At 64.5% G+C, this 14584-nt stretch carries 18 protein-coding genes; 7 read left to right on the top strand and 11 right to left on the bottom strand.

Features of this window, described 5'->3' with window-relative positions:
* The first annotated feature begins 313 nt into the window (after nt 1-313).
* The 5 genes from Q7T45_RS10100 to Q7T45_RS10080 all read left to right on the top strand — a co-directional run bounded on the left by Q7T45_RS10100 (nt 314) and on the right by Q7T45_RS10080 (nt 3108).
* Nucleotides 314-1225 carry a metallophosphoesterase gene (locus tag Q7T45_RS10100; RefSeq protein ID WP_304870281.1) on the top strand — a complete coding sequence of 304 codons (912 nt, stop codon included), beginning with the start codon at nt 314-316 and terminating at the stop codon, nt 1223-1225.
* A gap of 70 nt (nt 1226-1295) precedes the next feature.
* Nucleotides 1296-1493 carry a type II toxin-antitoxin system VapB family antitoxin gene (locus tag Q7T45_RS10095; RefSeq protein ID WP_304870279.1) on the top strand — a complete coding sequence of 66 codons (198 nt, stop codon included), beginning with the start codon at nt 1296-1298 and terminating at the stop codon, nt 1491-1493.
* A gap of 37 nt (nt 1494-1530) precedes the next feature.
* A complete protein-coding gene (gene ybgC / locus Q7T45_RS10090; RefSeq protein ID WP_304870277.1) occupies nt 1531-1983 on the top strand; it encodes a tol-pal system-associated acyl-CoA thioesterase in 453 nt (150 codons plus the stop codon).
* A gap of 82 nt (nt 1984-2065) precedes the next feature.
* On the top strand, nt 2066-2533 hold the full coding sequence (locus tag Q7T45_RS10085; RefSeq protein ID WP_304870275.1) for a nuclear transport factor 2 family protein: 468 nt from the start codon (nt 2066-2068) through the stop codon (nt 2531-2533).
* Between the two features lie 8 nt (nt 2534-2541).
* Nucleotides 2542-3108 carry a TetR/AcrR family transcriptional regulator gene (locus tag Q7T45_RS10080; RefSeq protein ID WP_304870273.1) on the top strand — a complete coding sequence of 189 codons (567 nt, stop codon included), beginning with the start codon at nt 2542-2544 and terminating at the stop codon, nt 3106-3108.
* A 154-nt stretch (nt 3109-3262) separates the two neighbouring features.
* Here Q7T45_RS10080 and Q7T45_RS10075 read toward each other — a convergent pair whose 3' ends face one another.
* Entirely contained in the window at nt 3263-3907 is a 645-nt protein-coding gene (locus Q7T45_RS10075; protein WP_304870271.1) for a glutathione binding-like protein, read from the bottom strand.
* A 95-nt stretch (nt 3908-4002) separates the two neighbouring features.
* Between Q7T45_RS10075 and Q7T45_RS10070 the strand changes: the two genes are divergently transcribed.
* Together Q7T45_RS10070 and Q7T45_RS10065 are read left to right on the top strand one after the other, a co-directional pair.
* The gene (locus Q7T45_RS10070; protein WP_304870269.1) at nt 4003-4674 is read left to right on the top strand and encodes a TetR/AcrR family transcriptional regulator; all 672 of its coding nucleotides are present in this window, start codon (nt 4003-4005) and stop codon (nt 4672-4674) included.
* 175 nt (nt 4675-4849) lie between these two features.
* Nucleotides 4850-5350, top strand: a complete 501-nt coding sequence (locus Q7T45_RS10065) for a hypothetical protein (RefSeq protein WP_304870267.1) — start codon at nt 4850-4852, stop codon at nt 5348-5350.
* Nucleotides 5351-5555: 205 nt separating this feature from the next.
* Here the strand turns inward: Q7T45_RS10065 and Q7T45_RS10060 are convergent, their stop codons facing one another.
* The 10 genes from Q7T45_RS10060 to Q7T45_RS10015 form a co-directional block, all read right to left on the bottom strand.
* Nucleotides 5556-6872 (bottom strand): c-type cytochrome, encoded by a 1317-nt coding sequence (locus tag Q7T45_RS10060; RefSeq protein ID WP_304870264.1) that lies wholly within the window; start codon nt 6870-6872, stop codon nt 5556-5558.
* A gap of 82 nt (nt 6873-6954) precedes the next feature.
* On the bottom strand, nt 6955-7341 hold the full coding sequence (locus Q7T45_RS10055; protein ID WP_304870262.1) for a DUF971 domain-containing protein: 387 nt from the start codon (nt 7339-7341) through the stop codon (nt 6955-6957).
* Between the two features lie 8 nt (nt 7342-7349).
* The gene (locus Q7T45_RS10050; protein ID WP_304870260.1) at nt 7350-7505 is read right to left on the bottom strand and encodes a hypothetical protein; all 156 of its coding nucleotides are present in this window, start codon (nt 7503-7505) and stop codon (nt 7350-7352) included.
* A 37-nt stretch (nt 7506-7542) separates the two neighbouring features.
* Nucleotides 7543-8553: a formate dehydrogenase subunit gamma gene (locus tag Q7T45_RS10045; RefSeq protein ID WP_304870259.1), complete on the bottom strand. Its 1011-nt coding sequence runs from the start codon at nt 8551-8553 to the stop codon at nt 7543-7545.
* A gap of 82 nt (nt 8554-8635) precedes the next feature.
* Nucleotides 8636-9232, bottom strand: a complete 597-nt coding sequence (gene fdh3B, locus Q7T45_RS10040) for a formate dehydrogenase FDH3 subunit beta (protein WP_304870257.1) — start codon at nt 9230-9232, stop codon at nt 8636-8638.
* Between the two features lie 14 nt (nt 9233-9246).
* Entirely contained in the window at nt 9247-12213 is a 2967-nt protein-coding gene (locus tag Q7T45_RS10035; protein ID WP_304870255.1) for a formate dehydrogenase subunit alpha, read from the bottom strand.
* A gap of 13 nt (nt 12214-12226) precedes the next feature.
* Nucleotides 12227-12454, bottom strand: a complete 228-nt coding sequence (locus tag Q7T45_RS10030) for a hypothetical protein (RefSeq protein WP_304870253.1) — start codon at nt 12452-12454, stop codon at nt 12227-12229.
* 31 nt (nt 12455-12485) lie between these two features.
* Nucleotides 12486-13271: a molecular chaperone TorD family protein gene (locus tag Q7T45_RS10025; RefSeq protein ID WP_304870251.1), complete on the bottom strand. Its 786-nt coding sequence runs from the start codon at nt 13269-13271 to the stop codon at nt 12486-12488.
* Nucleotides 13272-13386: 115 nt separating this feature from the next.
* A complete protein-coding gene (locus tag Q7T45_RS10020; RefSeq protein ID WP_304870249.1) occupies nt 13387-14055 on the bottom strand; it encodes a DUF3306 domain-containing protein in 669 nt (222 codons plus the stop codon).
* Complete coding sequence (locus Q7T45_RS10015; RefSeq protein ID WP_304870247.1) at nt 14052-14570, bottom strand: DUF3305 domain-containing protein; 519 nt, start codon at nt 14568-14570, stop codon at nt 14052-14054. Before Q7T45_RS10015 ends, Q7T45_RS10020 begins: the two co-directional genes overlap by 4 nt.
* Between the last annotated feature and the right edge of the window lie 14 nt (nt 14571-14584).

Raw genomic sequence — 14584 nt, 5'->3', positions numbered from 1 at the left:
GCCACCGATCGGCCGCGAAAACCGGACTCTTCACGTCTCGCGCGCCACCTGAGTTCGCAAAAAAAGCCAGATTTCGGGCCCCATTCCCGCAGACCCGATTGTGCAAAGCTCTCGCTTGCGGGGGAGGGCCGGGGTGGGGGTGCCTCCGCATGCACCGGTGCGAGTCGATAGAATTCCCCCACCCGCCGCGCTGCGCGCGTCGACCTCCCCCGCAAGCGGGAGAGGTAAGAGACGCTGCTGACAATCTGCACGAACCCACCCGAATTCGGCTGTAATGCGCCATCAGCATGGAGGTGCATCACGGAAAACTCTCATGATTTCACGTCGTCATTTCCTTCGTTTGGCCGGCGGCCTCGGCGCCACCGGTATCTCCACGGTTGCCTACGGCTTCGGCGAGCCCGCGCTGCGGCTTGGCGTCACGCGCTATAATATTCAGCCGCCGCGATGGCCGGCCGGTTTCAAGCTCAGGATCGCCGTCATCGCCGACCTGCACGCTTGCGATCCCTGGATGTCGCTGCAGCGTATTGAATCGATCGTCGATCGCACCAATTCCCTCAACCCCGATGTCACCGTGCTGCTGGGCGACTACGTCGCCGGGCATCGCAAGGTCACACGCTTCATTCCCTGCAGCGAATGGGCACGGGTGCTTGGCGGGCTGCGTGCCCCGCTCGGCGTGCATGCGGTGCTCGGCAACCATGATTACTGGGAAGACAAGACGGTGCAGCGCGAGGGGCAGGGGACCACGATCGCGCGCCGGGCGCTCGAGGCATCCGGCATCCCGGTCTACGAAAACGATGTGGTGCGATTGGCCAAGGCCGGCCGGCCGTTCTGGCTCGCGGGCCTCGGCGATCAACTGGCCTATATGGCGGCGCGCCGGTTCCGTCCGGTCCGGCGCATCGGCGTCGACGATCTCGGTGCGACGCTGGCGAAAGTAACCGACGATGCGCCGCTCATTCTTCTGGCGCACGAGCCGGATGTCGCCGCACGGGTGCCGGCAAGGGTCGCCCTGCAGCTCTCGGGACACACCCATGGCGGCCAGGTGCGCATGTTGGGCTGGACGCCGGTGGCGGTGTCCGGAAAGAAGCTGGCCTATGGCCACATCCGCATGAACTGCGACGTCGTCGTCTCCGGCGGCCTCGGCTGCAGCATCATGCCGTTCCGCATCGGCGTCCCGCCGGAAATCGTGCTGGTGACGCTGGGCGGGGCGGCAGCGGCCGTTTCATAGTTTGCCGAAACGCCCTGGCGTTGCTAGTTTCCATTATTCTATTTGCGCGGATCCATTTCAGGAGTTCTTTGTGCGCGTCACGCTCACCTTGGACGATAAGTTGATTGAGACGGCAAAGTCTTTAACGGGGCTGCAGCCGACGGCTGCACTGGTTGAGGAGGCACTCAAGCAACTAATCTCTCTAGAGGCTGGGCGAAGGTTGGCCCGGTTAGGCGGGACCGACCCCCAAGCAAAGGCTCCGCCGCGTCGTCGGGGCCGTCCAAAATAATGCTGACGACCAATTGATCGACATGAAAGATATTTCGATGACCTCAGCCCTCGACGGCGCGATCCGCGACGGCCGCCATCACATGCAGATCCGGGTCTATTACGAGGACACCGATTTTTCCGGCATCGTCTATCACGCCAGTTATCTGCGCTTCATGGAACGCGGCCGGACCAATCATCTGCGGCTGATGGGCGCCGAGCAGCACGCGCTGTATGCGGAAGCGCAGGCGGAGACGCCGGGTTTTGCCTTCGTGGTGCGCTCGATGCACATCGATTACCTGAAGCCCGCGCGCATGGATGACGTGCTCGATGTCGTGACCTGGCCGCTCCAGGTGAAGGGCGCCTCGATCACGCTGGCGCAGGAGGTGCGGTGCGGCGAGGCCGTGCTGGTCAAGGCCGAGGTGCGCGTCGCTTTCATCAGCGAGGGGCGGGCACGACCGATCCCGAAATCGCTGCGCACCCTGATGAAGGCCGATCTGATCGAGGGCTGATCTCCAATCTTGACTTCAAAACTTGACTTGCTGTACCGATCGGTACAATCTCGGGCGACGTTCAAAAGCCGGAGATGCCCTGATGTCGCGCCCGCCATTGCCGCCGTTCACGCGTCAGACCGCCGTCCAGAAGGCCCGCATGGCCGAGGATGCCTGGAATTCGCGCGACCCCGAGCGCGTGGCGCTGGCCTATACCGAGGACAGCGTGTGGCGCAATCGCGCCGAATTCTTTCACGGTCGGCCGGCGATCGTGGCTTTCCTGACCCGCAAATGGGCAAAGGAGCAAGAGTATCGCCTGATCAAGGACCTCTGGGCGTTCGATCAGAACCGCATCGCGGTACGCTTCCAGTATGAATGGCACGACGCTGCCGGGCAGTGGCACCGCTCCTACGGCAACGAGCAATGGGAGTTCGACGAAGCCGGCCTGATGCGCCGGCGCGAGGCCAGCATCAACGACCTCCCGGTTGCGGAAAGCGACCGGCGCTTTCGCTGGGCAGCCCCGGGACCGCGCCCGGCCGACATCGCGGGATTGAGCGAGAGTCCGTTCTGACGCGGCCAATGGTAAAACCTGTCGTCGACCGCGCCGATCTGTTGCCGCGGCTGGCGGAGGTGTTTCGCTCGCACGGCTATGAAGGCGCCACGCTGGCGCTGATCAGCCAGGCCACCGGCCTCGGCAAGGGCAGCCTCTATCATTTCTTTCCGGGCGGCAAAGCCCAGATGGCCGCCGAGGTGCTGGCCGGGATCGATAGCTGGTTCGAGGCCAATATTTTCGCGCCGCTGCGCACTTCCGACGATCCCGCCCGCGCCGTTGCCGCCATGGTCGGGGCGGTCGACAGCTATTTTCAATCCGGTCATCGCATGTGCCTGGTCGGCGTCATCGCGCTCGGGGCGTCGCGGGATATTTTTGCGGAGCAGGTGCAGGATTATTTCAGGCGCTGGAACGATGCGCTGGCGCTGGTGCTGCGGCGTTCCGGCCTGAGCGCAAGCGTGGCGCGGCGGCGATCGGCGGATGCGCTGGTCACCATTCAGGGCGCGCTGGTGCTGGCGCGGGCGCTGGATGATTCCAGGGTGTTCGGACAGGCGATGGCGGAAATGACGACGCGGCTGCTGGCGAAGCCGGACTGACGCCCGCGTGCACCTGTGGCGTTCCCCGGACGCGGCGCAACATGCAATGTTGCGCTGCTGATCCGGGGTCCATCTTGTTAGAAACAAGCTGGGTCCCGGCTCTGCGGTGCACCGCCAAGGGGCGCTGCACCGCGTCCGGGACACGAGGTCTTCCCTACGCCGCCGCCTTGTGCCGCGCGAGTTCGGCCTGGTACAGCGTGAACTCCTCGGCGACGGCCTTGGCGATGCTCGGCCGCGCGCGCAGTCTTTCGTAATACGTCTTCACGTTGGGCCATTTCGCCAGCTCGATCGGCGGCGTCGCCATGGTCCAGTTGATGATGGTGACGAGGTAGGCGTCGGCGACGCTGAAATGATCGAGCAGGAATTCGCGGCCCGCAAGGTAGCCATCGAGATAGTCGAGCCGCGACAGGCCCTTGCCCAGCGTGTAGCTCTTCACTTCCGGCGGCGCCGTCTTGTCGAGCATCGGCACGAACAATCCCTTGTGCAGTTCGGTGCCGATGAAACAGAGCCATTGATGCAGCAGGCTGCGGTCGATGCCGGGCCCGGAGGCGATGCCGGCCTGCGGAAAGCGATCGGCGACATATTGCAGGATCGCCGCGTTCTCGGTCAGGATCACCCCGTCGTCGGTGCGCAGCGTCGGTACCAGCCCGAGCGGGTTGACCGCCCTGAAATCGGAGCCGTCGTTCTGGATGATTTTGGTCTTCGGATCGACCTCGAGATAGTTGGCCGCGGCGCCGGCTTCATACAGCGCGATGCGGGTCGCCAGCGAGCAGGCGAGCGGCGAGAAATACAGGTCCATGGATGCCTCCTTGGCGTTCGGTCCATGTTTTCGGACCGGGTTGATTTTTATACTGTTCCGCATAATATAAACCGGGTCAAGGAATTATTTGCGAGATGGTACAAAAAACTCGGAAGCCGACCGCTTCGGCCAAATCCGCTTCGTCGGAGGTGGCTGCCCCGAAGCGCCGCGGCCGGCCGCGCGCTTATGAGCCCGAGATCGCGCTCGGCAAGGCGCTCGACCTGTTCCGCAAGGATGGTTTCGCCGCCACCTCGCTCGACGATCTCTCTGCCGCCACCGGCATGAACCGGCCAAGCCTCTATGGCGCGTTCGGCGACAAGCGCGAGCTCTACATCAAGAGCTACCAGCGCTACCGCGCCGACGCCCGCGCCGCGATGATCGACATCTTCAAGGACGAGTTGCCGATCCGCAAACGGCTGGAGCGCATCTTCGCGGTGGCGCTCGACATCTATCTTTCCGGCGACGCCGGGCCACGCGGCTGCTTCACGGTGATGACGGCGGCGTCGGAAGCGGTGGCCGATCCCGAGATCCGCGCCATGGTGCTGGAAGGGTTTGCCGAACTCGACAAGGCGTTCGCGGCCTGCTTCAGCCACGCCCGGGAGAAGGGCGAGCTGGCATCGACGCCCGATCCGCAAGTCCTCGCGCAGCTTGCCTCCGCAACCGTCCACACCATCGCGATCCGCGCCCGGGCGCGGATGCCGCGCAAGCAGCTCGAAGCGATCGTGAAGGGCGCGATCGATGTGCTGGTCGGGGCGGCGTCGACATAGGATGCGGGCAAACACGGGGAGCGGTCGGCGTTTCCAGGCCTCTCCCGCAGCGAGACGCAGCTACTGGCTGCGTTCCCCAAAGCGTGACTTGTTGAACCTGTCGCCCGGTCGGATCGCGGCGTATATAGTGCCGATATCGGCGCGCATCGCGGACGGTTCGTGAGAGAAGGCAAACATGAAGTATTCACTGACGCGGAAGCTGGCGGCGCCCGCATTCCTCCTGTTCTGCGCCGCGGCGTCGAACGCATCGGCGGCTCCCGTCACCATCACCGGACCCACGGCGCTGGCGCTGGCCGCGGTGGTGGCTCAACACTCGCCGCATCTGCCTGCTTACGACAAGAGGACGATGGCGCGGCTGTTCGGGGGTGCCAGTGTTTTCCTGATTGCCACCAAGGCCAAGTTTTCCGTCACCGTTGACACCGTGGTGTGCCGGACCAGCAATGTCGATATCGCGGCGCGCTCCTGCGAGCTGACCTTCAAGGTCAGCAAAAAGACGATCAAGGGCCGCGAGGCCAACGAACTCTATGCCACATCCGCGACCGCCGGCGTCGTCGCCGAAGGCGCGGCCGGATCGAACATCGCAAGCTTCTCCAAGCTCAATTGCAGCATCGATGCGAAGGAAATCCGCCAGAAAGCCGGCGGCGGCGCGCAGTGTTCGTTCGAGACGGGGAAATAATTTCTCAGCTATAGCGCTTGCTCGCGGCTCGCTCCACTTACCCTCCCCTGGAGGGGGAGGGTCGGGTCGCATGAGCGTAGCGAAATGCGAGACGGGGTGGGGTGATCTCTCAACTCGCGCACCTGTTCGAAACGAGAGACTGTCACCCCACCCCGGCGCTACGCGCCGACCCTCCCCCTCCAGGGGAGGGTAAGGGCTGCCGCCGTCATCTCTCCTTCGTCGCGCGCTCCAGGAATTTCACCAGCGCGGCGCGGTCGGCTTCCGAGCCGATGCGCTGCTCGGGCATCTTGGTGCCGGGCGTGTAGGCCATGGGGCCGACCTCGAACAATCTGGAAACCGTCTCCGGCGTCCAGACGATGTCGAGGCGCTTGAGGGCTTCGGAAAAATGATAGCCCGGCGCGGTGGCGATGCGGCGGCCGAAAATGCCTGATAGTGTCGGTCCCGCCCGGTTGGCCTGATCGGGCCTGAGGGTGTGGCAGGCGACGCAGGCGCGATAGATTTCCGCGCCGCGGTCGCCGGCATAGGGGGCCAGCGGATCTGCCGCCGCTTCCACCAGCAGCGAATCGACGGGCTCTCCGGTCACCGCGTTCCAGCGCCGGATGATGCTGTCGGCGCCGCCGGTCAGCAGCGTGCGGCTGTCCGGCATGAATGCGACCGACCACACCGGCAGCCCGGGGCCGACCAGCGTGCGCGCCAGATCGCGCGTCCTGCGATCGATCACGGCCACCGAGCCGCCGATCCCGGCGGCGGCCAACCATGCACCGTCAGGCGAAATCGCAAGCGAGATCACCGGCCGTGGCCCGGCGGCGGCCTCGCCGGAGCGTGTGCCATTGCCGGTGAGAAAATAGATCCTGCCGTCGGCGCCGCCGGCCGCGATCTCGCCGTCGCCGCCGATCGCAACCGCATTGAGCGGGCTCGGTATCGTCACCACGGTCGCGGCGGACGGACCCGACAGCGGCCAGATCCGCACGGTCAGATCGTAGCTGACGCTGACCAGCGTGCGGCCGTCGGGTGAGAACGCCACGCCGTTGACGTTCTGGGTATGGCCTTCGAGCGCGCGCGCCGGACCGCCCGCCAGCGGCCACAGCCTGACGGTTCGATCCCATGACGCCGAGGCCAGCGTCGCGCCGTCGGGGGAAACCGCGAGCGCCGCGATCGGCGCCTCATGGCCTTCCAGCACCGCATCGGGCTCGGCCTTGCCGGCCGTCCAGATCGCGATGCGCCCGTCGGCGCCCGCGGTCGCCGCGCGTCCATCCCGCAGCAGCACCACCGCGTTGACGGCGTCGGCATGGAAACGCAGCACCTGTTCGGCGGCATTGCGCGCCAGCGACCAGCGGATCGCGGTCGAATCAAAACTGCCGGTCAGCGCGGTTTGCCCGTCCGGCGAAATCGCCAGCGCCCGCACCGGCCCGCCATGGCCGCGCAACTGCGCCGAGGCAGGGCTCACCGTCAGGGGCAGAATGACCAGAAGGGTGGCACAGGTCAGCGATGTGAAGCGGGTTTTGCGGCCGGGATTTGACATTGACGGCGATCGTTTCGTCGGTTCGTGCCGTCGTCAAGGGGCCGCTCTTCAGGTTCCCGTAATCGCATGCCCGGGCTGCGCGTCATCGCATGCCCGGCTTGTCACGATCGAGGCCCTTGGCGCCGAGATCGTCGAGATAGTCCTGGAACCGGCGCTCGGCGTTGATGCCGAGATCGCGCAGAAACGCCCAAGAATAGATGCCGGTGGCGTGCATGTCGTCGAACCCGAGCCGGACCGCGTAATTGCCGACGGGATCGACGGAGAGGATGGTCACGTTGCGCTTGCCGCCAACGGTCTTGCGTTCCGCTTCGGAATGACCCTGCACTTCGGCCGACGGGCTGGTGACGCGGAGCAATTCGGCGGAGAGGTCGAACGCCTTGCCGTCGTCGAAGCTGACCTGCAGCGACCGGCGATCCCTGGTCAGCCGGATTTCGACCGGCCAGGCAGCGGAAACGGCTGGTGAACTCAACGACGCAATCAGCCCGGCACCATCAGGTTGTTGCCGGGGTCGCCGACCCTGGCGCCGCTGGTGGAGAAAGCAGAAGAAACCGGCTGCTGGATGCCGCCGAGAAATATCGCGGTGCCGACGGCGACGACCGCCGCAAACACCAGGGCCGCAAGAAAGACTTTCATGACACTACCCCAAGAATTCTGAATTGGACCGGCTGAACTATTCAGCCGGCATGGCTCGCGGGGTGGTTCCCGATGGCGCCTGTCCCTTGGCCTGCTCTTCCTCGACCCAGAGCGAGTGATGCTCCTTGGCCCAGTTGAGATCGACCTCGCCGGTTCCCATCGCATCGAACGCGCCCTCCATCCCGATCGATCCGATATAGATGTGCGCCATCATGGCGGCGATGAAGAGCATCGCGATCACGGCGTGGATCACGGTCCAGAACTGCAGCGTCGTCACATTGGCCGGAAGGTAGGGGAACAGCAGGAACCAGCCGGACACCGACATCAGCGCGCCGCCGATGATCACGATCCAGAAGATGCCCTTCTGCCCGGCGTTGAAGCGCCTGGCCGGCGGATGCTTGTCTTTGAACAGGACGCCGCCGCCCTGCTTGAACCACTCCAGATCGACCTTGCCCGGGATGTTATCCTTGATCCAGATCAGGAACATGATCACGAGGCCGAGCATGAACGGGAACGCCAGATAATTGTGGGCCCATTTGGCGTAGGCCGACATGGTCGCAAAACCTTCGGCGCCGAACAGCGGCAAAATCAGGCTGCGGCCGAAACTGATGTTCAGGCCCGACAGTGCCAGAATGATGAAGCAGCTTGCCGTCAGCCAGTGGGTGAAGCGCTCGAACGAGGCGAAACGCAGGATCGTGGTTCCCGCGAAACCGCGATGGATGCGAATCTTGCCGCGCACCATCAGGAAAATCAAAAGCGCCGCGAACATTCCGACAATCGCGATGCCGCCGATGATCGGCAGCTTGCTGCGGTGGAAGTCGCGCCAGTCGCGGCCGGCCGGCTGGATCAGGCTGGCGGACATCGCGTCCGGAATGCTGACCCGGCCGCTGATCTTGTCGCCCTCCTTCAGCGCGTTCAGGAGCTTGTCTTCCTGCACCGCTTCGGCCGTGGGCTTGAAGGAAAGTTGCGCCGCGGCCGGTTGGGCGACCACGAAAAGCAGCGCCAATGCGGCGCATAGGACCTTGAGAGTTGAAAGTGAGCCTGGCATTTGCACAACGCCCTTTCGGTGTCTTGAGATCGGTGCTTGGTTACGCGAGCGCCGCCGCAACCGGGGCGGCGCCCAAATTGCATCAGCCGGTCGGCGAATCGCTGTAGGCGGTTTTCCAGCCCCACATGCCCGATCCGTAACCGCGCTTCATCACGCGCTCCTTGTAGATTTCGGCGATGATCGCGCCGTCGCCCGCGAGCAGCGATTTGGTCGAGCACATCTCGGCGCAAATCGGCAGCTTGCCCTCGGCCAGACGGTTCTGGCCGTACTTGGCATATTCGGCCGGCGTGTTGTCCGCCTCCGGTCCGCCGGCGCAATAGGTGCACTTGTCCATCTTGCCGCGCGAGCCGAAGTTTCCGACCTTCGGATATTGCGGCGCGCCGAACGGGCAGGCGTAGAAGCAGTAGCCGCAGCCGATGCAGAGGTCCTTGGAGTGCAGCACCACGCCGTCGGCTGTGGTGTAGAAGCACGACACCGGACAGACCGCGGCGCAGGGCGCGTCGGTGCAATGCATGCAGGCCATCGACACCGAGCGTTCGCCGGGCTTGCCGTCATTGATGGTGACGACGCGGCGGCGATTGATGCCCCACGGCACTTCATGTTCGTTCTTGCAGGCGGTCACGCAGGCGTTGCACTCGATGCAACGGTCGGCATCACACAGGAATTTGACGCGAGCCATGATCTATTCTCCCCTCACGCCGATTGAATCTGGCACAGTGTCACCTTGCCCTCGTGCATGGCGGTGACCGGATCGTAGCCGTAGCTGGTGATCGTGTTCACGCTTTCGCCGAGCACGATCGGATCCGAGCCCTTCGGATAGTTGCCGCGCTGGTCGACACCCTGGAACCAGCCGGAGAAGTGGAACGGCATGAACGCCACGCCCTTGCCGACCCGGTCGGTGACCAGCGCCTTGACCCGCGCCTTCGAGCCGTTTTCCGGACCGAGCACCCAGACCCAGCCGCCGTCCTTGATGCCGCGCTCGGCGGCATCTGCCGTATTGACCTCGACGAACATGTCCTGCTGCAACTCGGCCAGCCATTTGTTCGACCGGGTTTCCTCGCCGCCGCCTTCGTATTCCACGAGACGTCCCGAGGTCAGGATGATCGGAAATTGCTTGGCAAGCCCCTTGTCCACCGCCGCCTTCTGAATCGAGAAGCCGAGATTGGCCATGCGGAACTGGCGGCCGTCGGGCCGGGTCGGATATTTGGCGACCAGTTCGGGGCGCGCGGTGTAGATCGGCTCGCGGTGAACCGGCACGGGATCGGGCAGGTTCCACGCCACCGCGCGGGCCTTGCCGTTGCCATAGGCCATCACGCCATGCTCCAGCGTGACGCGAATGATGCCGCCCGACAGGTCGACCGCCCAGCCGACGCCGTCGGGATTGTTGCCGCCGATCTTGTTGATGGTGGCGAGTTCGGCCTCGGTGAGATCCTTGTCCCAGCCGAGCTTCTTGAGCACGCCATAGGTGAATTCGGGATAACCGTCGGTCAGTTCCGAACCCTTGCTGTAGGAACCTTCCGCCAGCAGATTGACGTTCTTCACCGAACCGTCCGGCTGCTTCTCTTCGTAGACGACGCCGAAGCGTGCGCGGAAGGTGCCGCCGCCGTCCTTGGCGTGCAGGTTGGTGTTGTAGAGCGTATGGGTTCCCGGATGCTTGATCGCCGGCGTGCCCCAGCACGGCCAGGGCAGGCCGTAATAGTCGCCGCCGACCTCAGGCACGTCGGCCTTGGCGCGCAGGGTCACCAGGTCGAACTTGTCCTGGTTCTTCATGTGGGCCTTCAGCCGCTCCGGCGACTGGCCGGAATAGCCGGTCGAGAAGCCGCCGCGGTTGATTTCCCGCAGCAGATCCTCGGGCACCGGGCGCTTGTTCTCCACCTTGATGTTCTTGAACATGCGGTCGGCAAAACCGAGCTTTTCCGAAATCCGGTAGATGATCTCGTAGTCGTCCTTCGATTCGAAGATCGGCTTGACGACCTGCTCGCCCCACTGCAGCGAACGGTTGGAGGCCGTGCGCGAGCCCGAGGTCTCGAACTGGGTGCAGGCCGGCAGCAGATAGGTGCCGTTCTTGCGGTTCGAGATCGCCGCGAAGGTGGTCGGATGCGGATCGGCGACCACGAGCAATTCGAGCTTCTCGATACCCTTCACCATTTCGGTCATGCGCGGCACGGTATTGCCGCCATGGCCCATGATGAACATGCCCTTCAGGCTGTCGCGCTGATCGACATCGTCGGGATTGGCGAGCGTCGCATCGAACCAGCGGGTCGACGGGATGCCCGGGGCTTCCATGTTCTGCTTGCGGGTGCGGGCCGGGCGGCCCGATTTCGCCGGCACTTCGTCGAAGCGCGCCTGCAGATAGTCGTATTCGACTTCCCAGACCCGGGCCCAGTGCTTCCAGGCGCCTTCGACCAGGCCGTAATAGAGCGGCAGCGTCACGATATCGAGACCGAGGTCGGTGGCGCCCTGCACGTTGCAGTGGCCGCGGAAGATGTTGGCGCCGCCGCCGAAGGTACCGACATTGCCGGTCGCCAGCAGCAGGTCGCAATAGGCGCGGACGTTGGCGGTGCCGACGGTGTGCTGGGTGCCGCCCATGCACCAGATGAAGGTCGAGGGCCGCTGCTTGGCGAAGGTCTCGGCGACCTTCTTCAGCTGTTCGCCGGGGATGCCGGTCACCTTCTCGACTTCTTCCGGCGTCCACTTGGCGACTTCGGCGCGGATCTGGTCCATGCCGTAGACGCGCTGGGCGATGAACTGCTTGTCTTCCCAGCCGTTGTTGAAGATGTGGTGCAGCATGCCCCAGATCACCGCGATGTCGGTGCCGGAACGGAAGCGCACATAATCGGTGGCGTGGGCCGCGGTGCGGGTGAAGCGCGGGTCGAGCACGAACACGTTGGCGCGGTTGATCTCCTTGCCGGTGAGGATGTGCTGCAGCGACACCGGATGCGCTTCGGCGGCATTCGAACCCATGAAGACGATGGTCTTCGAGTTCCGGATGTCGTTGTAGGAGTTGGTCATCGCGCCGTAGCCCCAGGTATTGGCGACGCCGGCGACGGTGGTGGAGTGGCAGATGCGGGCCTGGTGATCGATCGAGTTGGTGCCCCAGAATGCCGCGAACTTGCGGAACAGGTAGGCGCCTTCATTGGAGAATTTCGCCGAGCCGAGCAGATAGACGGAATCGGCGCCGGATTTGGCGCGGATCTCCATCATCTTGTCGCCGATCTCGTTGATGGCGACGTCCCAGGAGATTTTCTGCCACTCGCCGTTGACCAGCTTCATCGGCCATTTCAGGCGGCGGTCGCCATGCACGAGCTCGCGCACCGCGGCACCCTTGGCGCAATGCGAGCCGCGATTGATCGGTGAGTCCCAGGCCGGCTCCTGGCCGACCCAGACGCCGTTCTGCACTTCGGCAATCACGGTGCAGCCGACCGAGCAATGGGTGCAGATGTTCTTCTTGATTTCGGTCGGCGCGCCGACGATTTGCGGACCGGCCTCTGCCTTGCGCACCGAGCCGAGCGGCATCAGGCCAAGGGCGGCGCCTGCTCCGGCGGCGAGGCCGGACCGGCGCAGGAAGGTGCGGCGGTCGAGCACACCAGAGGCGAGGCCGGCGGCGATACCCTGCAAACGCGCGTTGCCTGCGGATCCATCTCTTCGCTTCATCAACATGTGCGTGATCCCATCAGTAGCGGTTGACGCGATAGTAATTCTTGACGTGATCGGATTCCTTGTAGCGGGCCTTGACCCGCTCGGACTGCGACTCGTCGGCGATGGCCTCGCTGCCCGCCAGCGGCACCACCGCTGCGGCCGCGACCGCCGATCCGCCCATCATGAAGAAACGGCGACGGTCCACGACTGCGGCCGTCTTGCCTTCGCCTGATGGCGCCGTGCTGTCGGATGGCTTGCGCATTGCAATCTCCCCTTTCGCTTGCCTTCTGCTGTCAGGACAGCGTGAAGGCCTCGGATTCCAGTTCCATGTAGATGCGGCCGACGCGCCCGACGGTCCGGTAGAATTTGGCCGACTGCGACATCTCGAGATCGGCGAACATCCGCGCCGCCCACGGCTTGAGATGACGCTCGAAGAATCGCTGCTGTTCGCTGAAGTCGGCCTCGAAGTCGCCGCGCGCGAGGCCCGACATCACCTCAAGCAGGATCGCGACGTGATCTTCCGGCTCCCGCGACGGGCCGGCGCGCTCGATCCCGAGCCGATCGAAATCCTCGCGCACCCGCGCCAGCGGGCGCTCGTGCAGAAAACCGGTCAGGTAATAGGAGGCATAGGGCAGCAGTTCGCCGCGGCCGAGCCCGATGAACAGGTCGAAGAATTCCTTGCTGACGGTGCGATCATCCGTTGCCGCCGCCGCCACCGAGAGTTCGATATGCGCGATGCCGAGGTCGGAGGCGTCGCCCTTCAGCGTGGCGACGCGCTTGAGCGTCTCCGCGTCGGGCGCCTTGCCGAGCAGCAGCGACAACAGGCCGTATTCCGCGGCGCGCAGCTGATCGATCTCGTCGATTTCGGGTTTCGATGTCACCTGATCCTCGGATGGTCCGTAGAGATCGGGGCGAAGAACGGTTCGTTGCACCCGTGTCAGCGCTTCGACCGCGAGGACCCGTTCGGCAGGAATCCGCGACCATGCCGAAACCGAAGGCTGCGCAATGCCGATCCCCCGCGCGAGAGATGCGACGCCGCCTGCTGCCTTGATGGCTTGTTCCAGTCCGGCCTCACGCATGCTGGACCGCCTTATCCCCCGTGTGCCTCTTAATCGGGCATACAATTTAGAACTGGAATTATTCCAGTGTGAAATCTGTAACATAGGCAGAGCCTATGTCTGCAAAAACTTTTGTCTAAACAGTCGGTTTTGCCGAGCCATGGCGTCGCACCGGCTGTTGCGGTGCAGCAGGAGCTTCCTCTGACGGATGAGTTTCGACGCTCACATTCTGGGCCGACGAAATAGCTGCGTCGTCACTCAGCCTCAGCGCTTCGCCAGGCAATCCCGGTTCGGGGGCAGGCGCGGCGACATTTTCCAGCGTTGGTTCGGGATCGCCGGGTGCTTTTTCTGACTTGGCGGCAGAGGTGACAGGTTCGGCCGCCGGTCCGTCGCCCATGATCTGCAACACCATCCGCGCGACATCCATGCCGGCGCTGATCTCGCTGGTGCCCGGCACGCCCCCGGGCGTGTTCCAGTCATAGGCGTATTCGAGCGCGGGGTTGACGTAATTGCGGATCGCCGGATCCAGCGCCCAGGATTTTCGCAGCGCCGCATTGCGCAGATGTTCGGGGACGCCCTTCTGCAGGAAGCCGGTGATATCGGTCGCGCCCGTCATCTCCTCCAGCTTCGGCAGGCTGGAGAGGTCGAATTCTTCCGCGGCCTCGGCTTCGGCCACCGGTGCGGGCGGGATTTCGGCCGCAGGTGCTGGCGCATCCGGCGTGGGTTCCGGCTGCTTTGCCTCCTGCTTGCGCTGCGACCACCGCGCCAGAAAGCCCTTGTCGTCGTCCTGGTCCGGACCGCTCATGAGCGCCCCGTTCCCTGATCCGACGGATCATCCCGCATGCCGCCGCGTTCGCCGCTCTTGCGATCGCGCTTGCGCTTGTGGAACGCGCGCTCGACGTGGAACTGGTCGACAAAGGCCGCGATCCACGCCGCGATCTCCGGCGGCATCGGCACGGTGCCGATCACGTCGCAACCGCTCTCGAAGATCGCTTCGCCTTCGGTCGGGTCGGCGGTGACCTTGGTCAGTTCGAGCTCTGGCCCGCCGTCCTGGCGCCGCAGCGCGATCCAGATCCGTGGCTCGCCGTCGGCGAGGTTGTCGCGGTAATTGGCGGTATCCGAACTGAACAGGTCGATGCTGGCCGCGCCCGCATAGTAGATCGTCGCATCGGCGTCGCTGGACAGCACGGTCCACGGCGCCGTGTCGGGCACTTCGTCGAGGATCATCGCCGGCGACCACATATGGTCGATCCAGGGATTGTCGATGGCGCGGCGGCGCAGCACCACGCCGACCTGGCGGGAGGTCTCGGTCAACGCCATGCCAGATCCTCCAT

Origin of the sequence: Bradyrhizobium sp., assembly GCF_030646015.1 — a bacterium.
Lineage (GTDB): Bacteria > Pseudomonadota > Alphaproteobacteria > Rhizobiales > Xanthobacteraceae > Bradyrhizobium.
This window is presented reverse-complemented; position numbering and strand designations above follow the sequence as displayed.